A 21,507-nucleotide genomic window follows, 5' to 3' on the forward strand; every position below is an offset into this window, starting at 1 on the left:
ATCAGTAGATCGGCTTGGCCGGCTCGATCTGGTTGACCCACGCCACGACCCCGCCACCGACGTGGATCGCGTCGGCGAAGCCGGCGGCCTTGACCAGGGCGAGAACCTCGGCCGAGCGAGACCCGACCTTGCAGTGCAGCACCAGTCGCTTGCCCTGCGGCAGTTGCTCCAGCGCGGTGCCGGCGAGGAACTCCCCCTTGGGAACCAGCCGCGCGCCGGGGATCGACACGATGTCCCACTCGTTCGGCTCGCGGACGTCGATCAGGTCGAAGTCGATCTCGCCGCGCTCCCGCGCATCGAGCATGTCCTTGAGCTGGCGGACCGAGATCGTGGAGTCCTTCGCGGCCTCCGCGGCCTCGTCGGAGATCGCACCGCAGAACGCCTCGTAGTCGATGAGTTCGGTCACCGTGGGGTTCTTGCCGCAGACCGCGCACTCGGGGTCCTTGCGGACCTTGACGGTGCGGTACGACATCTCAAGGGCGTCGTAGATCATCAGGCGGCCGACCAGGGGCTCGCCGATGCCGGTCAGCAGCTTGATCGCCTCGGTCACCTGGATGGACCCGACCGAACCGCAGAGCACTCCCAGCACACCGCCCTCAGCGCAGGACGGCACCATGCCCGGCGGCGGGGGCTCCGGGTACAGGCACCGGTAGCACGGCCCGTGCTCGGCCCAGAACACCGCGGCCTGGCCGTCGAACCGGTAGATCGACCCCCAGACGTACGGCTTGCCCAGCAGCACGCACGCGTCGTTGACCAGGTAGCGGGTGGCGAAGTTGTCCGTGCCGTCGACGATGAGGTCGTACTGACTGAAGACGTCCATCACGTTGTCGGAGTCCAGCCGGGTTTCGTGGATGACGACCTCGGTGTAGGGGTTGATCTGCTTCACCGAGTCGCGCGCGGACTCCGCCTTGCTGCGGCCGATGTCGCTCTGCCCGTGGATGATCTGCCGCTGCAGGTTCGACTCGTCGACGGTGTCGAACTCGACGATGCCGAGCGTGCCGACACCCGCCGCGGCCAGGTACATCAGGGCCGGACTGCCCAGACCGCCGGCGCCCACACACAACACCCGGGCGTTCTTCAACCGCTTCTGGCCGGCCATCCCGACGTCGGGAATGATCAGGTGCCGGCTGTATCGGCGTACCTCGTCGACGGTCAGGTCGGCGGCGGGCTCGACGAGCGGTGGCAGGGCCACGGATGATCCTCCTGGTCTGGCCGATCTCGTTGCCGAGCCGGTGCGTGCGGGTGCCTCGTGCGACGACAACGGTGCCGCGCAGGACGCCATTCCCGGCGTCGAGGGTACGGCGGCGGCCCGGATACGGCTCACCCGGTCGCCGGCTCGGCGACAACCGGCCGTACCGGTACCCGCGCGGTCCGCACGGCGCTGCGCAGGACGGCGGCCAGCCGTTCGTAGTCCGCCGTACGCGCGCTGGAACCGCGATGCACCAGCCCGATCCGCCGGCCGGGCGCGGGATCGGCGAAACGGGCGGTCGCGAGGGCACCGCGCCGCAGTTCCACGGCCACGGCGGACTCCGGCAGCAGGGTCGTCCCGAGGTCAGCGGCCACCAGCTGCACGACGGTCGCGAGGCTTGCCGCCCGCGTCGACCCGGCCTCCGGAGAGTGCGCGCCGGCCTGGGCACACACCTCCAGCGCCTGGTCGCGCAGGCAGTGACCCTCGTCGAGCAACAGCAGCCGGGCCTCGCCCAGCGCCGAGTGCGGCAGGTCGGTCACACCGGCCCACCGGTGACCTGCGGGCACCACCAGCAGGAAGTCCTCGTCGTACAACGGGACCTCCGCGAGACCCGGTTCGCCCGTCGGCAGCGCCAGGATGCCCACGTCGAGGGTCCCGGAGCGCAGCGCGGTGAGGATCCGCCCGGTCTGCTCCTCGTGGATCTGCGGTGTGACCGCGGGCAGTTGCCGGCCCAGGGACCGCAGGGCCGCGGGCAGCAGGTACGGCGCCACTGTCGGGATCACCCCGATGCGCAGTGGCCCGGCGAACAGGCCCCGGTCGGCGTCGGCGGCGATCCGGAACCGGTCGACGGCGTCGAGCACCGCACGGGCGGGGTCCAGCAGCCGCACGCCGTCGGCGGTGACCAGCACGCGTCGCGTCGTACGCTCGACCAGCTGGATCCCCAGCGAGTGCTCGAGGGCGGACAACGCCTGCGACAGAGCCGGTTGGGAGACTCCGAGCAGGGCCGCGGCATCGCCGAAGTGACGCAGGTCGGCCACCGCAACGAAGGCGCGCAACTGCGGCACCGTCGGCGTCGCCACCCCCGGGACCGGGTCCTGGTGAGCCAGCGTGTCAGCCCAGGACAACGTCGCCTCCTGCCCGGGTGGCTCGCTCGACGGCCACCCTTGATCATCGCCTTGTCTTATCTATCCTGACTGACTTCATGATTACACATATGAGTCGGCGACCGGCATGCTGCTGCTCGACCGTCCGACTGTTCACTGCCGCGCTCGTACTCTGAGGAGAGACCGTGCCCCTACTCACCATCGGCGACGCATTTCCGGAGTTCTCGCTCGAAGCCGTCATCCCCGGCGACCTGTCGGCCGTCGACGCCAAGAAGCCCGAGGACTACTTCACGACAGTGACGTCGGACGACGCCCCCGGCAAGTGGAAGGTCGTCTTCTTCTGGCCCAAGGACTTCACGTTCGTCTGCCCCACCGAGATCGCGGCGTTCGGCCGGCTCAACGGCGAGTTCGCCGACCGTGACGCGGTCGTGTACGGCGCCTCGGTCGACACCGCGTTCGTGCACTTCGCCTGGCGCACCAGCCACGACGACCTGAAGACCCTGCCGTTCCCGATGCTCAGCGACGTCAAGCGCGAGCTGACCAGCGCACTCGGCGTGCTCAACGCCGACGGCGTCGCCGACCGCGCGACGTTCCTGGTCGACCCCGACGGCATCGTGCAGTTCGTCATGGTCACCGCCGGCTCGGTCGGCCGCAACGTCGACGAGGTGCTGCGGGTGCTCGACGCCCTGCAGACCGACGAGTTGTGCGCGTGCAACTGGAAGAAGGGGCAGTCGACCATCGACGCCGGCAGCCTCATGAAGGCGGGCGTCTGACCGTGTCGCTGGAGACGCTGCGCGCGGGAATTCCCGACTGGGCCAAGGACACCCGGCTCAACCTCGGCTCGATCGTCGGTACGCCGGCGACGCTGTCCGAGCAGCAGCACTGGGGCGCGGTGCTCGCCTCTGCTGCGGCGGTTCGCTCGCCGCGAGTGCTGGTCGAACTGCTGGAGGAGGCACGCGGACACCTCTCGGAGGCGGCGGTGACCGCAGCCCTGTCGGCGGCCTCGATCATGGCGATGAACAACGTCTACTACCGGTCGCGACACCTGCTCGACGGCCGGTACGACGACCTGCCGGCGCGGTTGCGCATGCAGATCATCGGCTCCCCCGGCGTACCGAAGGTGGACTTCGAGCTGTGGGCGATCTCGGTGTCGGCCATCAACGGCTGCGGTAGCTGCCTGGAGTCTCACGAGCACGTCGTCCGCGAGGGCGGCCTCTCGCGCGAACAGGTGCACGACGCACTGCGCATCGCCGCGGTGGTCTCGGCGGCCGCTCAGGCCGTCGACACCGCCGCGGTCCTGCAGGCGGTCTAGCGTCCAGCGGCCCGGCGGCCGGCGTCCTGCGGGGCGTCGGCCGCCCGGCCGTTTCGCGCGTCGGTCATACCGGCGGGCCGGTCACGGCGTCGTCGGCCGGCGGCGATCGAGCAGAGTCGTCCAGGCCAGCGCGACCCGGTCGGGGTGCTCGATCTGGGCGACGTGCCCGGTGTCGGACAGCACGGTGATCCGGACGTCGCGGAAGTGCCGGCTCGCGCGGTGTGCCGCCCGCACATCGACCAGCTTGTCGGCCCGCCCGTACACCAGCAGGACCGGGCACGTGATGCGTTCGGCCAGCCGCCACGGCCGGTCCCGCCCGGCGTCGAGATACGTCGCGATCAGCCCGCGCAGCGAGCCCAGCAGCGCGTCGCCGGCGTACGGCAGGTCATCTCGGCGTTCCAGTTCCTCGACGGCCTCGGCGAACCGGCGAGGATTCACCCGGGTCGGGTCGCCGAAACACAGCTGCAGCGTGGCCCGGGTCCGCGCCGAGGCATCGACCCGGGCGTACCGCCGCAGGGCAGCCTCGCCGACGCCGGGGATGGACGCGATCGGCAGGTGGACGTTGGTGCGCTTGGGCCGTAGGTCCGGCAGCGCCGGCGAGACCAGCGTCAGGCTGGCGACCAGATCGGGCCGCCGGGCGGCGAGCTGGACCGCGACCGCCCCGCCCAGCGAATTGCCGAAGACGTGGACGGCTCGCCGGCCGAAGCGGTGCTCGATGAGGGCGGCCATCCCGCGGGCGTGCCCGGCCGGGCTGTAGTCGCCGTCACGCGGCGGCGGCGAGGCGCCGAAACCGCTGAGATCCGGTGCGACAGCGGCCAATCGATCCTGCAGCGCCGCCATAAGGTCCGTCCAGTTCAGCGACGATCCACCCAGTCCGTGGATCATCACCGCCGGCTCCGGCTGGGCCCCGGTCGAGCGCGCCTCGCGCACGAACAGGGTCCGGTCGGCCAACCGGACGTCTGCTCCCGGCCACGGGGGTGGCAACTCCACGGTGTCGTGCTGCCCACCGCTGATCGCCGGTACGCCGGTCATCCCGCGTCGTCGCCGGCGTCCGGCGGCGAGGCTGCGGCAGCCGCATCGGCCTCGGCGAGGTACCGGGCCACCTGCCGGTTCGTCGCCGCCAGCACCGCGCGGACGACCGCTTGCCTGACGTCCTGCCGGACGTCGCCGGCGCCGGTGAGCGGCTGGACGCCCAGTGGCGACGCCAGCACCAGCCGCACGACGGCGACCGGAGCAGACCCGACGACGGCGACGTCCACCTGGTCGACGTCGATGCGCACCCGGGGCTGCAGGGCCTGGCTGACGGCGCGGACCGTGGCCTCGGCGGCGGCTCGATTCACCCCGGCGGCGGTCGCAGGCCCCACCGCCTCGCCCACGAACTCGAGCTCGCCGCGTCGCAGCGTCACCGCGACCGCGACCCCGAGGTCGGCGGCCGCGACCCGCAACCGCCGAAGCTGCAGCCGATAGTCGGTGGCCGGTTCCTCGTCAGCCACGGCCGGGTGGTCTGCATCGGGCCGGCCCGCAGCGGGCAGCTCTGCGGCGGGGCGGTCGCCCGCAACAGGTTCCACGGGCAGCTGGTCCGCGGAACCCGCGATCCGCTCCGCAACCGGCTGGTCGGCCGCTGCGGGCACCTCGGGATCCGACGGCGCCTGCCGGGGACCGAGCCGGGACGGGTGTCGCGCTGCACCGGCCTGCCAGGGTTCGGCCGGCTGCTCGGGTTCCGCGACCCCAGGCCGGCGAACCCGCGCGATCAACGCCGGATCGAGCGCCTCGGCACTCGCCTGCGCCGCAGGCTCCGGTTCCGGCTCGACGTCGTCGTCCCACGGCGACGGCACGACCTGCAGGTGCGGCACGCCCCACGGCAGGCCCTGCAGGAAGGTGGCCAGCTCGACCGGGGCCGCAGGTTGAGCCGCCGGCGCGACCTCCGGCAGTTCGGTGTCCCCGACCGGAGTAACCGGCGGAGTGACCGCGGCGGCGGTCTCTCCGCCGGGAACAGCGGGAACACCGGGACCGACCGGAACACCTGGGGCAGGGGGCGCAGCGGGAGCATCAGGGGCGCCGGGCTCGACCCGACCCGACCCGACGCCGATGCCGAACCGCTCCCGCAGGAGCTGGTCGACGGCCGCCGCAACCGCGTGGTCGTCGGCGCCCGGCGCCAGCGAAACCCGCAGTGTCCCGGCGCCATCCGAGCCCGACTCGACTTCGGCCGACAGCACGCCGGGCACGTCGGCCAGCGCCCGTTGTACGGCGAGGCGGTCGACGGCTGTCATGTCCGCGAGGCTAGCCGCGCCGGGGCCGCCGGGGCGCGGGCTACGGCCCGTCCGGGCTACGCCGTACGGCGCCGTACGGCGCGCGCACCGGTCCGCACACGACAGCGGCGTACCGGATCCGCCCGGTCCCGTCACGCCGTCCACCCGGCAACTCACGCCGGTCCGACTCCGGGGATCGTCGCGCCGGTTACCGGCGAGTAGACTCCCGCGCCATGATCAGCGGACCGGCGGCGGCGAGTGCGCCGGCCGATGCCGGAGCCGAGTCCGGCCGCGCCGTACGGCTCCCCCGGCGCGAACGACGCGAACAGCTGCTCGCGGCCGCTCGCGAGGTCTTCGTCGCCCACGGCTACCACGCGGCGGCCATGGACGACATCGCCGTCCGCGCCGGAGTATCGAAACCCGTTCTCTACCAACATTTCCCGAGCAAGTTGGATCTCTACCTGGCGCTGCTGGACGCTGGCGCGGACGCCTTGGTCGCCGCGGTACGGGACGCGCTGGGATCCACGCAGGACAACAAGCTGCGGGTGCAGGCGACCGTGCTCGCCTATTACGCCTTCGTCGACGATCCCGCCGGTGCCTACCGGCTGGTGTTCGAAAGCGACCTCACCAACGACCCGGCGGTGCGGGGGCGACTGGAGATTCTCGACCGACAGTGCGCCGACCTGGTCAGTGCGGTGATCGCCGCTGACACCGGGCTGTCGGCGGCTCAGGCGCGACTGCTCGCCTCGGGCCTGCTCGGGATGGCGCAGGTCAGCGCGCGGCGATGGCTTCGTGACCGCGACACCGTCCCGCTCGAGGACGCTGCGGCACTCGTGGATCTGCTGGCCTGGCGCGGCATCGGCGGCTTCCCGCTGTCGCATCCGTCGGGCTGAGGGCGTTCGCGTTCGGCGTACGTCCCGGTCCCCGCAGGCGGGACGGCCGGCGATACGAGCCTGGTTAGGGTGATCGGGCGCGGGCGGCGCGCCATCAGCGGCACGGATCCGGTGCCACCGACGACGAGGAGTTGTGCCGTGGAGATCAAGATCGGCGTGCAGCACGCGGGCCGGGAGATCGTCCTGGAGAGCACGCAGACGCCCGCCGAGGTCGGCAAGGCCGTCGCCACGGCCGTCAGCGACGGTTCGCTGTTGCAGCTGGAGGACGAGAAGGGTCGCGTCGTCGTCATCCCCGGCGCGAAGATCGCGTACGTCGAGATCGGGGCCACCGAGCGCGGCCGGGTCGGTTTCGCCGCCCGGCTCTGACCGACCAGGGCGGCTTCGCCGCCCCGTTGTGACCGACCCCGTTCGACGGTGCGTCAAGATGCTTGTGCAGGTGGCAGATCGGCGCTACTGTCGTGGCCGGTTGCTTGTTGTAGAAGAATTGACATCTCAACAGTTCCCACGGGGGTCATTGATGCATCGACTTCGTTGGACTGGGCTCCTTGCTGCGGCCTTGGTCGGTTCAGCATTACTGAGCGGCGGCATCGCTTGGGCCGCCCAGACCAATAGTGCCAAGGTCAAGTTTGGCGAGTACAGCCAAGGCGGACTCCAGCATTGCGCGAAGGAGCAGGCCTACCTGTCGAATGCGCCAGACAAGATGGCCCTCGGACTCGTTGACGCGTGGGCCTCGACGCCGTGCCAGTCCTCGGAGAACCGACCCGCCGGTTGGCTCGCCGTCCGGGTCTTCCTCATCAAGGGCACCTCGGGGCCAGGTGGGATTGTCTGTGGCGATACCGACTGGCAGTACGTCATGCAGGATTCAAACGGTCTCGCGCGTGGCGTCTACTGGTCCAATTCTGGTTCATGCCTCTCGGGTGGCTACTTTGCTCGGGCACGGGGCAGAGAGTGGAATCCCAACACCGGTGGCTATGTGACGGCTCCGACAGACGTCAACAGCCCCAATCTCAACTTCTGAGAACGGGCGGGTCCATGTCCCTCACGAAAATCATCAAGGTCTCGACCGTCGGCCTGGTAGTCGCCGCTGGCTCGGCTATCGGCCTAGTCACGGCTGCCGTCGCCGGAGCAAGCCAATCGGCTACCGCCGGGACCGCGGCGACCGACACCTTCTCAACATCGTCCGCGGCCGCTCCGGTGGTTCAGTCGGCGCCGCCCGACGCTGCGTCGGTCACCGAATCGCGGCCCGCATTCGGGCCCTACCCCGGAGATGTCGACGGTGACGGTGTCGTGTCGGACACCGGGGCCGAGCGCATTCCCGAACTGGTCGAGACGATGGCGAGCAACGGCGTACTGGGTTACTCCCGGGTCGGCGACCTCAGCAAGGATGCGCCCGCCTCGCCGGAGATTGCCCTGGCCCAGCAGGCAGAACGAGAACGCCAGCGCGCCCTGGGCAATCCGCCGAAACTAACCGTCTACGCCCGAGACGGCGTGACCGTCGTCGGGTACCTGATCCAGGAGTCGCACGTGGTCGACCTCAGCCGACCGGGGCTGCAGCGCTAGTCGCGGAGCACGATCTAGCCGGCTAGTCCCAGCGCCGTCATCCGGCGAGCGTGAGCGGTGGTCAGCCGGGTGAACATCGCGCTGAGCTCGGCGAGGTCGGCGCCCTTGACGAGCAGGCCTGCCAGCGCGTCGTGTTCGGCGGCGACCGCTTGTGCCTGCGCGAGAGCCTCTCCCACGAGACGACGGCCCCACAGCGCCAACCGGGCGCCGACGCGCGGATCGGCGGCGACCGCCGCCCGCACCCGGTCCTCGGCGAAAGCGGCGTGACCGAGGTCCGCGCACACCTCGAGGACGAGGTCGCGGGTGTCGGCGTCGACCGACGCCGCGATCTCCCGATAGAAGTCCGCGGCCAGACCGTCACCGACGTACGCCTTGACCAGGCCTTCGAGCCAGTCGCTGGGCACGGTCAGCGCGTGGAAGGCCTCGAACGTGGCGACGAACGGAGCCATTGCCTGGTCGGCGTCACAGCCGAGGTCGCCGAGCCGGGCGCGCAACCGTTCCATGTGGTCACACTCGGCCGCGGCCATCCGGGCCAGCGCCGCCCTGTCGGCGAGGACGGGCGCCATCGTTGCGTCGGCCGCGAGCCGCTCGAACGCGAAGAGTTCGGCGCAGGCCAGCATGCCGAGCAACTCGACGATGCCCGACGGCGCCGGCGAGACCGCAGCGCGCTGGACGGACAGGTCGGTCATGGCCGCAGCCTCTCACGCGACCGGAGGCCCCGCGGCCGGCCGGCGTACGGCGAACGCGCCGGCGGCCGGGCGGCGGCGTACACTGCGCTCGACCCTTCTGTGGTCGCCGGGACCCCACGGGTCTACGGGACGGGTCCGTGAGGGCCCCACGAACGTCGCTGCCGGCGCCCCCGGACTCCGCTCACGCGGTGGACCGGGTGCGTGCGCCCCGACCAGAGCACCGGAGCCCACTCTGACCAGCACCACCGCACCCGATTCCGATACCGCACCTGACACCAGCACTGCAGCCGACAGCGGCATTCCAGCTGACGCCAGCGCGCCGGACAGCGGCACCCCAGCTGAGAGCGACGCTGCGCGCAGCGGTCCCGGGCCGACGTTCGCCGAACTCGGCGCCCACCCGGACATCGTTGCGGCGCTAGCCGAAGCCGGGATCGTGCACGCGTTCCCGATCCAGGAGATGACGCTCGGGCTCGCCCTCGACGGGCACGACCTCATCGGGCAGGCCAAGACCGGCACCGGCAAGACCCTCGGCTTCGGCGTCCCGATCCTGCAGCGGGTCGTCACCGTCACCGACCCCGGCTACGACGACCTCCCGGCGGACGTCGCCGGCAAGCCGCAGGCGCTCATCGTGGTACCGACCCGGGAGCTCGGCGTCCAGGTCGCCGGCGATCTGGCCCGGGCCGGCAGCAAGCGAGGCGTGCGGGTGCTCACGGTGTACGGCGGGCGCGCGTACGAGCCCCAGGTCGAGGCGCTGAAGAACGGCGTCGACGTCGTCGTCGGCACCCCCGGCCGGCTCATCGACCTGGCCCAGCAGCGCCACCTCGACCTGTCCAAGGTCAAGATCCTCGTGCTCGACGAGGCTGACGAGATGCTCGACATGGGCTTCCTGCCCGACGTCGAGCGCATCGTCGCGCAGCTACCGGTGGCCCGGCAGACGATGCTGTTCTCCGCGACGATGCCCGGGCAGATCGTCAACCTGGCCCGCCGCTACATGGACCGCCCCACCCACATCCGGGCCGCCGACCCCGGCGACGACCGGGCCACGGTCGACGCGATCGAGCAGCACGTCTGGCGCGCCCACCCGATGGACAAGGTCGAACTGCTGTCCCGGGTGCTGCAGGCCGAGGGCCGCGGCCTCACGATGATCTTCTGCCGGACCAAGCGTCGCGCCCAGAAGGTCGCCGACGAACTGTCCGAGCGCGGGTTCGCTGCCGCCGCGGTTCACGGCGACCTCGGCCAGGGCGCTCGCGAGCAGGCATTGCGCGCGTTCCGCAACGGCAAGGTCGACGTCCTCGTGGCGACCGACGTCGCCGCCCGCGGCATCGACGTCGAAGCGGTCACCCACGTCGTCAACTACGAGTGCCCGGACGACGAGAAGACCTACCTGCACCGCATCGGACGCACCGGCCGGGCCGGCGCCTCCGGCGTGGCCGTCACGCTGGTGGACTGGGAAGACGTCGCCCGCTGGCAGATGATCGACCGCATCCTCGGCCTGCCGTTCGCCGAGCCGCTGGAGACCTACTCGTCCAGCCCGCACATCTACACCGGGCTCGGCATTCCCGCCGGGGTCAGCGGCACGCTGCCCCGCGCGAACCGGACCCGCGCCGGCCTGCAGGCCGAAGCGGTCGAGGACCTCGGCGAGACCGGGAAGGCCCCCCGCAGCCGCCACGACCGCGACCGCGGACGCGCCCCCCGCCCGAGCCGTGACAGCGGCCGAGCCTCCGGCAGTGCCGAGCCGACGCCACGCGAGGGGACCGACGGCGACCGGCCGGCACGACGCCCGCGCCGGCGTACCCGCACCGTCCTCGCCGGCGGCGTCACGACAGCTGACGCTCCCGACGCCGCCCCCGCCGCGCAGCCGGACACCACCGGGGAGCTTCACACCGCGGCAGCACCGGACGGCGACCAGCCGACTGCTGCCTCAGGCCCGGCTCGTCGCCGGCGGCGGCGCGGCGGCCGGGGCCGTGGTACGGCGGGGACCGGCGCAGCCACCGACACTCCGGCGAGCCCGGCCACCGACGGCTGAACCACTGGGCCAGCGGCGGCCAGCCGGATCCCCCTGCGGCTCAGGCGTTTCCGCGTGCCGGTCAGGCAGCCGAGCCGAGCAGCCGGCCGGCCAGCGCCCGGTAGTCGTCGGCCCCCCGCGACGTGCCGGTACTGGCCAGGATCGAGCGACCCACCGCGGGCGCCTCGGCGAACCGGATCGACCGCGCGATCGGATCCAGCACGTCGACGCCGTACCGGTCACCGATGTCACCGAGGACTCCGCGGGCGTGCAGCGTGCGGCCGTCGTACAACGTCGGCAGCACCCCGAGCACCCGAAGCGAGGGGTTCGTGAGCCGGCGGACGTCCGCGACGGTGTCGAGCAGCTGCCCGACGCCGCGATGCGCCAAGGTCTCGCATTGCAACGGCACCAGCAGTTCGCCGGCCGCGGTCAGGGCGTTGATCGTCAGGACACCGAGCGACGGTGAGCAGTCGATGAGGACGAAGTCGTAGGCGTCGGCGAGCTCGGTCAGCGCGTGCCGCAGGACGTGTTCCCGGCCGGCCCGAGCCACCAGCGCGGCCTCCGCCCCGGCCAGCTCGATCGTCGCCGGCAGCAGATCCACCCGGTCGTCGGTGTCGACGACCGCCGCGGTGACCGGCACCCCTTGCAGCATCACGTGGTAGACCGACAACGCGACGCCCTCGGGGTCCAGCCCGAGCGAGAACGTCAGGCACGCCTGCGGGTCCAGATCGACGACCAGGACGGCCGCTCCGCGTTCGGCGAGTGCCGCGCCGAGGGTGGCGACGGTCGTCGTCTTCCCGACGCCGCCCTTCTGATTGGCCACCGCGATGGTGCGGGTCACGTCCTCCACCACCTCCCGCCGCGCGGTAGGACCCTATTGTGCGGCAGGTGAGTACGCCGCCCTTCGTCGAGATCCCCGCCGGGACCGAGCGCCGCGAGCTGGCCGTCCCCGGCGGCCCGCTGGCTGCGCTGTGGGCGCCGGCGGCTGGCGTACCCCGAGGCACCGTGGTCTTCGTCCCGGGTTTCACCGGCAGCAAGGAGGACTTCATCGCCGTCCTCGCTCCGCTGCAGCAGCGCGGCTGGTCGGTGCTGGCGTACGACCAGCGCGGCCAGTACGAGAGTCCCGGCCCCGACGACGAATCGGCGTACACCGTCGACGCCCTCGGCACCGACCTGCTCACGGTCGTCGCGGAACTCGGCGCGGGACCGGTGCACGCGGTCGGGCATTCGTTCGGCGGCCTCGTGCTGCGCACCGCGGCCACCCGGTCACCCCAGGCGTTCGCCAGCGTCACCCTGCTGTGCTCCGGGCCGACGGGACTGCCGGCCGACCAGCACGGGCCGCTGCGGCGACTGCACGGCGCCCTGCCGACCACCCCGCTGGCCGTCATCGGGGCGATCCGCGAGGAGCGGGACCGTGCCGCCGGCTGGGTCCCCCCCAGCGCCGCGGTCGAACAGTTCTGCCGAGACCGGTTCGTCGCCAACAACCCCTGGTCGTTGCGGGCGCTGGCCGACCAGCTGGTGACGACCACCGACAGCACGGCCGCGCTGGCGGCCACACTCGGCGCGGTGCCGGTCCACGTGGTGTACGGCGACGGCGACGACGTCTGGCCGACCGCCCAACAGGACCAGATGGCCCGGGTGCTCGGCGTCACTCCGGTCGTCATCGCCGGCTGCGGCCACAGCCCCACCGCGGAACTGCCCGACACCACCGCAGCCACCCTCGACCAGCTGTGGTCCAGGTCCGCCCAGGACGGCCCGGCCACCGCGGGCCCGGTCCAGGACGGCCCGGCCACCGCAGGCGCACCGGCGCCGGACGAGCAGGTGTAGGTCCACGATGTCGGGGTACAGAGGGCCGGTGAGTATGGAGCTGGCCCTGCCGCCCGGCCCGACCGCGGTGCGGGAAGCACGGTCGGCCGTTCGTACCTGGCTCGGAGAACGGCGAACTGCCGACCCGGACCTGTTGGGTGACATCGTGTTGTCCGTCAGCGAATTGACCACCAACGCCGTGGTGCACGGCCTGCCGCCGGTGTGGTTGGGGCTGCGGTTGTCCGGCAGCACGCTGCGCGTCGAGGTCCACGACGGGTCGCCGGATCCCCCGATCCCGGTGGTCGATGCCGATGCCATGGCGACGCGCGGACGGGGTATGGCGATCATCGCGGCTACCGCGGACCGGTACGGCGTGGACCCCGACCACGGGGGCAAGATCGTCTGGGCAGAGTTCGACCTGCCGATCACAGCCTGATCGGGGCTGCCGGCGGCTGTCGGCTCGCCGTACCACGTGACTCATCGGCTCTGCTATCAACTGACCGGCGGTGTGAAGACCTCGGTCCGGACCATCCCCGCCGCGCGGCCCTTCGCCGAGATCACCAGGGCCATCTTGCGCGACGCCTCGTCGATCATCTCGTCGCCCAGCATCGCCGCACCTCGGGCGCCGCCCGCCGCGCTGGTGTGCCAGTCGTACGCATCCAGGATCAGTTCGGCGTGGTCGTAGTCGCTCTGTCGGGGCGAGAAGATCTCGTTGGCCGCGCCGACCTGGTCCGGGTGCAGCACCCACTTGCCGTCGAAGCCCAGCGCGGCCGAGCGTCCCGCCACCCGCCGGAACCCGTCGACGTCGCGGATCTGCAGGTACGGCCCGTCGATGGCCTGCTTTCCGAAGGCCCGCGCCGCCATCAGCAGGCGCATCAGCACGTAGTGATAGGCGTCGCCGACGTCGTAGCCGGGCGGCTGCTCGCCGACCACGAGGGTCTTCATCGCGATGCTGGCCATGAAGTCGGCGGGCCCGAAGATGATCGTCTCCACCCGCGGGCTGCTCGCGGCGATCGCATCCACGTTGACCAGGCCGCGGGCATCCTCGATCTGCAGTTCGATCCCGATACCGCCGACCGGCAGGCCCATCGTGAGTTCCACCTGCGTCAGCAGCGTGTCCAGCCACACCACCTGGCCGGCGTCGGTGACCTTGGGCAGCATGAGGCAGTCCAGGTGCTCCCCCGCACCTTCGACCACCTCGATCACGTCGCGGTACGCCCAGTGCGTGGAGGCGTCGTTGATCCGGACCACCCGGACGGTGTCCCCCCAGCCGCCGGCGTTGAGGTGCTCGACGATCAGCCCGCGGGCGCCGGGCTTGGCCAGCGGTGCGCAGGCGTCCTCCAGGTCGAGGAAGACCTGGTCGGCGCCGACCTCGCGGGCCTTCTCCAGGAAGCGGGGGTTCGACCCGGGGACCGCCAGGCAGGAGCGGCGGGAACGCAGCGGGCGGGCGGGCGACGGCGTCACGGCAGGCCTCCAAGGGCGAGGTCGGCGGGCGCTCACCCGCAGCGCGACCCTAGTCCGACGCCGACCGCGCCAACCGGTCTGCCGCCCGCCCCGCCGGTAGCCTGCGCAGCGTGAGCACGGGCGCGCCTTCGCGGATCTTCCTCGCGCGGCTGGCCGGTGTCGGGGTGTTCGAGCCCGACGGCGACCAGGTGGGCAGGATCCGCGACGTCGTGGTGACCCTGCGGTCCGGGCAGCAGCAGCCCCGCGTGCTCGGCCTCGTGGTGGAGGTGCAGCCGCGGCGGCGGATCTTCGTCCCGATCGGACGGGTGACCTCCATCGACCCGGGGGCGGTCGTGGTCTCCGGCATGGTGAACCTCAAGCGATTCGAGCAGCGAGACGGCGAAACGCTGGTCATGGCCGAGATCTTCGACCGGCACGTGACGCTCGCCGACACCGCCGAGCAGGTCACGGTCATGGACGTCGGGATCGAGGCGGATCGGTCCCGCGACTGGCTGGTCACCCGGCTCTACGTCCGGCCCGACACCGGCCGCCGCCGGCTGCGGGTGGAGCCGAACCGGCTGCGCCGGCGGGCCGACGGCCGGGTCGTGGAATGGGGTGCGGTCCGCGGGCTGTCCGCCGCGGGGCCGGCGCCCGACCAGGGCGCCTCGCACCTGCTGGCCACCATCGAGAAGCTGCGTCCGGCCGACCTCGCCAACGTGCTGCACGAGCTGTCACCCAAGCGCCGGCTGGAGGTCGCCCGCGCGCTGCACGACCAACGCCTCGCCGACGTCCTGGAAGAGCTGCCCGACGACGACCGGGTCGAGATCCTCGGCCTGCTGGAAGCCGAACGGGCCGCCGACGTCCTGGAGGAGATGGACCCCGACGACGCAGCGGACCTGCTCGGCGAGCTCTCGCCGGAGCAGGCCGACCGCCTGCTCGCGCTCATCGAACCGGACGAGGCCGCCGACCTGCGGCGGCTGCTGGCGTACGACGACGACACCGCCGGCGGGATGATGACGACCGAGCCGGTCGTGCTGCCCCCCGACGCCACGGTCGCCGAAGCGCTGGCCCGGGTACGCAACCCCGACCTGTCGCCGTCGCTGGCCGCCCAGGTGTACGTCGTACGCGCGCCGGTCGAGACGCCGACCGGCAAGTACCTGGGAGTGGCCCACTTCCAGCGGCTGCTGCGGGAGCCCCCGGCGGCGCTGGTCTCCGCGGTCGTGGACAACGACCTGGAGCCGATCGGCCCGGACGCCCGGCTGGGGCAGGTGGCGCGGTACTTCGCCACGTACAACCTGGTCGCGCTACCGGTCGTCGACGCCGGCGACCACCTGCTCGGCGCGGTCACCGTGGACGACGTGGTCGACCACATGCTGCCCGAGGGCTGGCGGGACCCGGACATCGATCCGGACGACGACCCGGACGACGTCGACGACGACGCGGCCGGCCACGCCGCGCGGTCGACGCCCGGTTCGGCGACCCCCGGGACGGCGACCGGCGGTACCACGGGACCGGACAGCGGGGCACGTCGTGGCGCGTGACGGCGAGGACCGCCGTACCCCGCGGCTGGACCAGCCGCTGGAGCGCAGCCGAACGCTGCGGCCGACATACGACCCGGAGACGTTCGGGCGGCTGTCCGAACGGGTCGCGCGCTACATCGGCTCCTGGGGCTTCATCGCCTGGATGACGGCGTTCGTCGTCATCTGGATCGGCTGGAACGTCGCTGCTCCGGTCGACCTGCGACCCGACCCGTTCCCGTTCATCTTCTTGACGCTGCTGCTGAGCCTGCAGGCGTCGTACGCCGCACCGCTGATCCTGCTGGCGCAGAACCGGCAGGCCGACCGTGACCGGGTGCAGTACCAGGACGACCGGGCTCGCACCGAACGGCTGCTGGCCGACGCGGAGTTCCTCGCCCGCGAGATCGCGGCGCTGCGGATGGCGGTCGGCGACGTCGCCACCCGCGACTTCGTCCGCAGCGAGCTGCGGGACCTGCTGGCCGAGCTCGACAGCGCGGCCGACCGCCCCGGCGACCGAGCCGGTGACCGGACGGTCGACCGGACCCATGCGCGGCCCACCGAGCGGTCCAGCGACCGGTCAACAGAGCGGCCGCGCGACCGGCCGGCACCGTCCTGACCGGCCCGGGGTCAAGGTGAACCGGGGTTCGTGCCGATAGGGCCTAGGTGAGCGTTCCCACCTCTTCCACTCGTCCCGTCGGGGAGGCGATCGCCCGGCTGCGCCTCGGCGACGTCCTGGTCGCCGCGGGGGAGGTCAGCGAGGCCGACCTCGCCCGCGCCCTGCAGCTGCAGGCCAGCGAACCGCAGCCCCGGCGGCGGCTGGGCACGGTGCTGGTGTCGCTCGGCCTGGTCGACGACCGGCAGATCGCCGCGGCACTGGCCCGCGTCCATAACCTGCCGGTGATCGGCCTGGACGCCACGCGGCTGGATCGGGCTGCCGCCCAGTTGATCCCGCGGGGAGCGGCTGAACGTCACAAGGTGCTCGTGCTCGGCTGGAACGGCCGGCTGCTGCGGGTCGCGGTCGCCGACCCGGTCGACGTGGTGGCCCTCGACGACGTCCGGACACTGGCCGGCGCGGCCGGGCTGGACGTCTCGGTCGCCCCGGAAAGCCAGATCGCCGCGGCGCTGGAGACGGTGTGGTCGGAGGCGGTCGACCAGGCCGTGTACGACGAGTTCCTCAAAGAGGTCACGCCGGAGGCCGTGGAGGCCGAGACCGGCAACGAGAACGACGCCGCGGCGATCAAGATGGTCGACCGGGTGCTCGCGCACGGCGCTCGCCTCAATGCCAGCGATATCCACGTCGAACCGCAGCGCGACGGGGTCCGGGTCCGGATGCGGGTCGACGGCATCCTGCGGGAGGTGCTGCACCTGCCGCAGGCGGCGTACAGCTCGATGGTGGCCCGCCTCAAGATCATCTCCGGGCTGAACGTCATCGAGCGGCGGGTGCCGCAGGACGGCCGCACCCGGATCAGCATCGAGGGCCGCGCGCTGGACGTGCGCGTCTCGACGCTGCCGTCGCTGCGGGGCGAAAAGGTCGTGCTGCGGTTGCTGCCGGACAGCCGGTCGCTGCCCACCCTGGACGGTCTCGGCATGGCCGAGGACCAGTCCCGGGTGCTGCGCGACGTCCTGCACCTGCCGCAGGGACTGGTGCTGATCACCGGCCCGACCGGGTCCGGCAAGACCAACACGCTGTACGCCGGCATCAGCGAGGTGGTGGACGCCGAGCGCAACGTCATCACGCTGGAGGACCCGGTCGAGGTCGAGTTGCCGGGCTCGACGCAGGTCCAGATCGACGAGAAGGTCGGGATGACCTTCGCTCGCGGGCTGCGCGCGGTACTGCGGCAGGACCCCGACATCGTGCTGGTCGGCGAGATCCGGGACCAGGAGACCGCCGAACTGGCGATCCGCGCGGCCCTCACCGGCCACCTGGTGCTGTCGACCTTGCACACCCTGGACTCGCCGGCAGCGCTGACCCGGTTGACCGACATGGGAGTCGCGCCGTACCTCGTCGCGTCGTCGCTGTCGCTGGTCCTCGCGCAGCGGCTGCTGCGGCGGCCCTGCCCGGACTGCGTCGTCCACGAGCCCATGCCCGCCGACGTCGCGACCCGGCTCGGGCTGACCGGGGAGTACGCCACCCACGCCTATCCGCGGGCCGTCGGCTGCGCGCACTGCGGCGACACCGGCTACGCCGGCCGGATCGGCGTCTTCGAGACCCTCGTCGTCACCCCGGCGGTCCGCGACGCGCTGCTGTCAGGGGCCGGCGAGACCGAGGTACGACGAGCCGCGCTCGCCACCGGCTGGCTGCCGCTCGCGCAGCGCGCGGTACTGGCCGCCGCGGCCGGCCGGACCACCATCGCCGAAGTGCTCCGGGTCGTCGCGACCACCCTCGCCGACTGAGCCGGCGGCGGCCTGCCGCAGCCGGGCGCCGAGCCGTCCTGGCCAGGTCCGGCCAGCGGCAGGGGCCGGTCGGCCGCCGCCTACGATCGGGGCATGCCCGCCCCCACTGTCGAGGCCGTGACTGCGGCGCTGGCCACCGTCGAGGATCCCGAGATCCACCGGCCGCTGACGGAGATCGGCATGGTCAAGGCCGTCGAGGTCGATCCGGCCGGGCAGGTCCAGGTGCACGTGTGGCTCACCGTGGCCGGCTGCCCGATGCGCGACACGATCACCGAGCGGGTCGACGCCGCCGTATCCGCGGTCCCCGGCGTGACGGGTGTGACCGTGGTCCTCGACGTGATGAACGACGAGCAGCGCGCTGCGCTGCGTACCCGGCTGCGGGGGCGCGAGGACAAGGAGATCCCGTTCACCCGGCCCGGGTCGCTGACCCGGATCTACGCCGTCGCCTCCGGCAAGGGCGGCGTCGGGAAGTCTTCTGTCACAGCCAATCTCGCGGTCGCGATGGCCGGCCTCGGGCTGACCGTCGGGCTCATCGACGCCGACATCTACGGCCACTCGATCCCGCGGATGCTCGGCCTGACCGAGGCACCGACCGTCGTGGACGGGCTGATCATGCCGTCGGAGGCCTACGGCGTCCGGGCGATCTCGATGCTGCCGTTCAAGCCCGGCGGGGTCAGCCAGCCGGTCGCGTTCCGCGGTCCGATGCTGCACCGGGCCCTCAACCAGTTCCTCACCGACGTGTGGTGGGGCGACCTCGATGTGCTGCTGCTGGACCTTCCTCCCGGCACCGGTGACGTGGCGATCTCCACCGCGCAACTGCTACCCGGGGCCGAGTTGATCGTCGTCACCACGCCGCAACTGGCGGCGGCGGAGGTGGCCGTGCGGGCCGGGATGCTGGCCGCCCAGACCCACCAGAAAGTCGCCGGTGTGGTGGAGAACATGAGCAGCGTGCCGTGCCCGCACTGCGGCGAACCGTTGGAGCTGTTCGGGTCCGGTGGCGGCGAGCGGGTCGCCGCGCAACTGTCCGCGGAGCTCGGTACGGACGTCCCGCTGCTCGGCCGGGTGCCGTTCGACGTACGGCTGCGCGAGGGCGGCGACACGGGCTCGCCGCTGGTGGCCAGCGACCCGGACAGCGGTGCCGCGACCGTGCTCCGGCAGGTCGCGAGCCGGCTCGGGCTGCGGCCCCGCGGTCTGGCCGGCCGATCCCTCGGGCTCACCCCGGCCGGCCGGGCCTAGCCCGACGCCGGCCAGCTCGCATCGGACAGCGACGGTCAACGAGTCAGATCGCGTACGGCGCTACGCCCGTCAGCGAGTCAGATCGCGTACGGCGCGACGCCGGTCAGGTCGCGTCGGGGTCGAACAGCGGTACGCCGTCGGCTCCGGGGCTGCTCGCCGACCGTGTGGCCGGCGACCCTGTGCCCGGCGATCCGGCGGAGCCGGGCCGTCCTGCCGAACCGGCCGACCCGGACGTTCCCGCGCCGCGGCCGGACTCGGCCGGATCCGCCTCGCCGGCCGCGGATCGAGCGGCGACATCCCCAGACGCCCCCGCGCCGCCGGCTCGGCCGCGCGGGCCGGCGAGCCCGTCGTCGTTGACGTCGGACAGGATCGACGCGGCCAGCCGCCGCGGATGCAGGTCGGCGATCTCACGGAGCGGTTCGAGGGTCTCCTTGAGGTCCAGCCCGGACGACTCCGCCAGTTCCCGCCGCGCCCCGGTGGCCATGTCCCGCAACTGCCGCAGCAAGCGGGCGCCATCGCCGATGACCTTGGGAAGCTTCTCCGGGCCGAGCACCAGCAGCGCGACGACGGCGACCGCGGCGAACTCCCACGGACCGACGTCGAACATGGCTGCTCCTGACGCTCCACCGCACCGCCCCCAGCCACTGGCCGAGGCGCCGGATGCCGTACCCGACCCAGCGTAGGCGCCGCCGGCGCCGCTCATCCCCCCGAGGTGTCGGCGCCGAGCTGGACCTTCAGCTCACGCCGGTCGCCGTCGCGTTCGACGGTGAGGACCACGGTGTCGCCGGGTGCCGAACTGCGCACGGCGACGATGAACGACGTCGCGTCGTCGACCGGCCGGCCGTTCACCGCGACGACGACATCGCCGACGCGCAACCCCGCCCCGGCGGCCGGTCCGCCGCTGGTCAGGTCGCCGATGCGGGCACCGGAGCCGGCGTACTGCAGGTCCAGCGACACACCGACGACCGGGGTGGTCGACCGTCCGGTCGCGATGATCTCCTCGGCGATCCGCTTGGCCTGGTTCACCGGGATGGCGAAGCCGAGCCCGATCGAACCGCCCTGGCCGGAGGCGCCCTCGGTGGCCAGCGTCGCGATGGCGGAGTTGACCCCGATGACCTGACCGGCGCCGTCCAGCAGCGGTCCACCGGAGTTGCCGGGGTTGATGGCGGCGTCGGTCTGGATCGCGCTGATGTACGACGCCTCCTGCCGGCCGCCGGCCGTCACCGGCCGGTCCAGCGCGCTGACGATCCCGGACGTGACGGTGCCGGACAGCCCCAGCGGCGAGCCGATGGCGATGGCGAGGTCACCGACCTCGACCGAGTCGGAGTTGCCCAGCGCCGCGACCGGCAGGCCGCTGCGGTCGACCTTGAGCACGGCCAGGTCGTACGACACGTTGCGGCCCACCACCGTCGCCTTCGCGCGGCTGCCGTCGTTGAACACGACCTCGATCGCGCCGCCAGCGGCCGCGGGCGCCGCGACGTGATTGTTCGTCACGAGGTACCCGTCGGCCCGGACCACGAAGCCCGACCCGGTGCCGGACACCTGAGACCCGTTGACGCGCAACGACACCACGGAGGGCAGGATCGCCGCGGCGATCCCGGCGATCGTCGTGGCCCCCCGCGGTGAGGTGTCCCCGGGCGCCTGCGGCAGCGGGACGATGGCGGCCGGCGCGGTCCGGCGGGCCAGCGCGAAACCGGTGGCGCCGCCGATCAGACCGGCCAGCAGGGCGACCACCGCGACGATGGCGATCAGCCGGCCGCCGCCGAGTCCGGCGCGACGGGGTGGCCCGGCGTACGACGGCTGGCTCGGGTACTGGCCGCCGTACGGGTACGGCGCGGCGTACGGGTCGTGCCCGGCATACGGGTAGTGGCCGTACTCCGGCGGGCCGGGATACGACCCGGCGTCCGCCGGCTGCGGCGCCGGTGGCTCGGCACCCGCCGGATAGAACTCGGCGTCCGTCGGGCCCGCTGGAGTCAGGCTGGCGTCAGCCGGGGGCGACCCGGCGTCGGTGGGGTGGCTCGGGTACGGCGGCGTCGCGGCCGGCTCGGAGCGAGTGGGCTCGCTCGCGGGCGGAGGCGCCCACGCGGCGGCGTCGGACTCGTCGGCCATGG

General features: G+C 72.5%; 22 protein-coding genes. 13 read left to right on the forward strand and 9 right to left on the reverse strand.

Annotated elements, in window-relative coordinates:
• Position 1: 1 nt before the first annotated feature.
• Together moeZ and EPO13_10710 are read right to left on the reverse strand one after the other, a co-directional pair.
• Positions 2-1,192, reverse strand: coding sequence for an adenylyltransferase/sulfurtransferase MoeZ (gene moeZ / locus EPO13_10705; GenBank protein TAK68568.1), 1,191 nt, complete (start codon positions 1,190-1,192; stop codon positions 2-4).
• A 128-nt stretch (positions 1,193-1,320) separates the two neighbouring features.
• Positions 1,321-2,268 carry a LysR family transcriptional regulator gene (locus tag EPO13_10710; GenBank protein TAK68705.1) on the reverse strand — a complete coding sequence of 316 codons (948 nt, stop codon included), beginning with the start codon at positions 2,266-2,268 and terminating at the stop codon, positions 1,321-1,323.
• A gap of 209 nt (positions 2,269-2,477) precedes the next feature.
• Here EPO13_10710 and EPO13_10715 point away from each other — a divergent pair, with 209 nt between their 5' ends.
• Together EPO13_10715 and EPO13_10720 are read left to right on the forward strand one after the other, a co-directional pair.
• Complete coding sequence (locus EPO13_10715; protein TAK68569.1) at positions 2,478-3,065, forward strand: peroxiredoxin; 588 nt, start codon at positions 2,478-2,480, stop codon at positions 3,063-3,065.
• Between the two features lie 2 nt (positions 3,066-3,067).
• A complete protein-coding gene (locus EPO13_10720; GenBank protein TAK68570.1) occupies positions 3,068-3,604 on the forward strand; it encodes an alkyl hydroperoxide reductase in 537 nt (178 codons plus the stop codon).
• Positions 3,605-3,685: 81 nt separating this feature from the next.
• Here EPO13_10720 and EPO13_10725 read toward each other — a convergent pair whose 3' ends face one another.
• Both EPO13_10725 and EPO13_10730 read right to left on the reverse strand, forming a co-directional pair.
• Positions 3,686-4,636: an alpha/beta fold hydrolase gene (locus EPO13_10725; protein TAK68571.1), complete on the reverse strand. Its 951-nt coding sequence runs from the start codon at positions 4,634-4,636 to the stop codon at positions 3,686-3,688.
• Positions 4,633-5,874, reverse strand: coding sequence for a hypothetical protein (locus tag EPO13_10730; GenBank protein ID TAK68572.1), 1,242 nt, complete (start codon positions 5,872-5,874; stop codon positions 4,633-4,635). The genes EPO13_10725 and EPO13_10730 overlap by 4 nt, the downstream gene beginning before the upstream one ends.
• Before the next feature lie 212 nt (positions 5,875-6,086).
• Here EPO13_10730 and EPO13_10735 point away from each other — a divergent pair, with 212 nt between their 5' ends.
• The 4 genes from EPO13_10735 (at position 6,087) to EPO13_10750 (ending at position 8,306) form a co-directional block, all read left to right on the forward strand.
• Positions 6,087-6,746 carry a TetR/AcrR family transcriptional regulator gene (locus EPO13_10735; GenBank protein ID TAK68573.1) on the forward strand — a complete coding sequence of 220 codons (660 nt, stop codon included), beginning with the start codon at positions 6,087-6,089 and terminating at the stop codon, positions 6,744-6,746.
• Positions 6,747-6,884: 138 nt separating this feature from the next.
• Positions 6,885-7,112, forward strand: coding sequence for a DUF3107 domain-containing protein (locus EPO13_10740; GenBank protein ID TAK68574.1), 228 nt, complete (start codon positions 6,885-6,887; stop codon positions 7,110-7,112).
• Between the two features lie 58 nt (positions 7,113-7,170).
• Positions 7,171-7,764 carry a hypothetical protein gene (locus EPO13_10745; GenBank protein ID TAK68575.1) on the forward strand — a complete coding sequence of 198 codons (594 nt, stop codon included), beginning with the start codon at positions 7,171-7,173 and terminating at the stop codon, positions 7,762-7,764.
• A gap of 14 nt (positions 7,765-7,778) precedes the next feature.
• Positions 7,779-8,306, forward strand: a complete 528-nt coding sequence (locus EPO13_10750) for a hypothetical protein (GenBank protein TAK68576.1) — start codon at positions 7,779-7,781, stop codon at positions 8,304-8,306.
• A gap of 14 nt (positions 8,307-8,320) precedes the next feature.
• On the opposite strand, the gene EPO13_10755 is transcribed toward EPO13_10750, so the two are convergent.
• Positions 8,321-8,995, reverse strand: coding sequence for a tRNA 2-methylthio-N6-isopentenyl adenosine(37) hydroxylase MiaE-like protein (locus EPO13_10755; GenBank protein ID TAK68577.1), 675 nt, complete (start codon positions 8,993-8,995; stop codon positions 8,321-8,323).
• On the opposite strand from EPO13_10755, the gene EPO13_10760 reads away from it, so the two are divergent.
• Positions 8,994-11,021 carry a DEAD/DEAH box helicase gene (locus tag EPO13_10760; protein TAK68578.1) on the forward strand — a complete coding sequence of 676 codons (2,028 nt, stop codon included), beginning with the start codon at positions 8,994-8,996 and terminating at the stop codon, positions 11,019-11,021. The genes EPO13_10755 and EPO13_10760 overlap by 2 nt on opposite strands.
• Positions 11,022-11,082: 61 nt before the next feature.
• On the opposite strand, the gene EPO13_10765 is transcribed toward EPO13_10760, so the two are convergent.
• On the reverse strand, positions 11,083-11,841 hold the full coding sequence (locus tag EPO13_10765) for a ParA family protein (GenBank protein ID TAK68579.1): 759 nt from the start codon (positions 11,839-11,841) through the stop codon (positions 11,083-11,085).
• Between the two features lie 35 nt (positions 11,842-11,876).
• Here EPO13_10765 and EPO13_10770 point away from each other — a divergent pair, with 35 nt between their 5' ends.
• Together EPO13_10770 and EPO13_10775 are read left to right on the forward strand one after the other, a co-directional pair.
• The gene (locus EPO13_10770; GenBank protein ID TAK68580.1) at positions 11,877-12,827 is read left to right on the forward strand and encodes an alpha/beta hydrolase; all 951 of its coding nucleotides are present in this window, start codon (positions 11,877-11,879) and stop codon (positions 12,825-12,827) included.
• Positions 12,828-12,834: 7 nt separating this feature from the next.
• Positions 12,835-13,242, forward strand: a complete 408-nt coding sequence (locus tag EPO13_10775; GenBank protein TAK68581.1) for an ATP-binding protein — start codon at positions 12,835-12,837, stop codon at positions 13,240-13,242.
• Between the two features lie 56 nt (positions 13,243-13,298).
• Here EPO13_10775 and EPO13_10780 read toward each other — a convergent pair whose 3' ends face one another.
• Complete coding sequence (locus EPO13_10780; GenBank protein ID TAK68582.1) at positions 13,299-14,270, reverse strand: CoA ester lyase; 972 nt, start codon at positions 14,268-14,270, stop codon at positions 13,299-13,301.
• A gap of 110 nt (positions 14,271-14,380) precedes the next feature.
• On the opposite strand from EPO13_10780, the gene EPO13_10785 reads away from it, so the two are divergent.
• From EPO13_10785 to EPO13_10800, 4 genes are all read left to right on the forward strand, one after another.
• Complete coding sequence (locus EPO13_10785; protein ID TAK68583.1) at positions 14,381-15,790, forward strand: magnesium transporter; 1,410 nt, start codon at positions 14,381-14,383, stop codon at positions 15,788-15,790.
• On the forward strand, positions 15,780-16,382 hold the full coding sequence (locus EPO13_10790; protein ID TAK68584.1) for a DUF1003 domain-containing protein: 603 nt from the start codon (positions 15,780-15,782) through the stop codon (positions 16,380-16,382). The genes EPO13_10785 and EPO13_10790 overlap by 11 nt, the downstream gene beginning before the upstream one ends.
• 47 nt (positions 16,383-16,429) lie before the next feature.
• Complete coding sequence (locus tag EPO13_10795) at positions 16,430-18,160, forward strand: type II/IV secretion system protein (GenBank protein TAK68585.1); 1,731 nt, start codon at positions 16,430-16,432, stop codon at positions 18,158-18,160.
• 93 nt (positions 18,161-18,253) lie between these two features.
• Complete coding sequence (locus EPO13_10800; GenBank protein TAK68586.1) at positions 18,254-19,396, forward strand: DUF59 domain-containing protein; 1,143 nt, start codon at positions 18,254-18,256, stop codon at positions 19,394-19,396.
• Between the two features lie 103 nt (positions 19,397-19,499).
• On the opposite strand, the gene EPO13_10805 is transcribed toward EPO13_10800, so the two are convergent.
• Positions 19,500-20,099: a hypothetical protein gene (locus tag EPO13_10805; GenBank protein ID TAK68587.1), complete on the reverse strand. Its 600-nt coding sequence runs from the start codon at positions 20,097-20,099 to the stop codon at positions 19,500-19,502.
• On the reverse strand, positions 20,096-21,505 hold the full coding sequence (locus EPO13_10810) for a PDZ domain-containing protein (protein ID TAK68588.1): 1,410 nt from the start codon (positions 21,503-21,505) through the stop codon (positions 20,096-20,098). Before EPO13_10810 ends, EPO13_10805 begins: the two co-directional genes overlap by 4 nt.
• Positions 21,506-21,507: the final 2 nt, after the last annotated feature.

This window comes from Actinomycetota bacterium, from assembly GCA_004297305.1.
Taxonomy (GTDB): Bacteria; Actinomycetota; Actinomycetes; order S36-B12; family FW305-bin1; genus FW305-bin1.

Bases quoted from the DNA above. Each gene is read 5' to 3' on its own strand.
- EPO13_10730 (TAK68572.1), bottom strand. From the start codon at position 5,874: ATGACAGCCGTCGACCGCCTCGCCGTACAACGGGCGCTGGCCGACGTG.
- EPO13_10735 (TAK68573.1), top strand. From the start codon at position 6,087: ATGATCAGCGGACCGGCGGCGGCGAGTGCGCCGGCCGATGCCGGAGCC.
- EPO13_10775 (TAK68581.1), top strand. From the start codon at position 12,835: ATGTCGGGGTACAGAGGGCCGGTGAGTATGGAGCTGGCCCTGCCGCCC.
- EPO13_10805 (TAK68587.1), bottom strand. From the start codon at position 20,099: ATGAGCGGCGCCGGCGGCGCCTACGCTGGGTCGGGTACGGCATCCGGC.
- EPO13_10725 (TAK68571.1), bottom strand. From the start codon at position 4,636: ATGACCGGCGTACCGGCGATCAGCGGTGGGCAGCACGACACCGTGGAG.
- EPO13_10810 (TAK68588.1), bottom strand. From the start codon at position 21,505: ATGGCCGACGAGTCCGACGCCGCCGCGTGGGCGCCTCCGCCCGCGAGC.
- EPO13_10745 (TAK68575.1), top strand. From the start codon at position 7,171: ATGCTTGTGCAGGTGGCAGATCGGCGCTACTGTCGTGGCCGGTTGCTT.
- EPO13_10755 (TAK68577.1), bottom strand. From the start codon at position 8,995: ATGACCGACCTGTCCGTCCAGCGCGCTGCGGTCTCGCCGGCGCCGTCG.
- EPO13_10760 (TAK68578.1), top strand. From the start codon at position 8,994: ATGGCCGCAGCCTCTCACGCGACCGGAGGCCCCGCGGCCGGCCGGCGT.
- EPO13_10800 (TAK68586.1), top strand. From the start codon at position 18,254: ATGCCCGCCCCCACTGTCGAGGCCGTGACTGCGGCGCTGGCCACCGTC.
- EPO13_10750 (TAK68576.1), top strand. From the start codon at position 7,779: ATGTCCCTCACGAAAATCATCAAGGTCTCGACCGTCGGCCTGGTAGTC.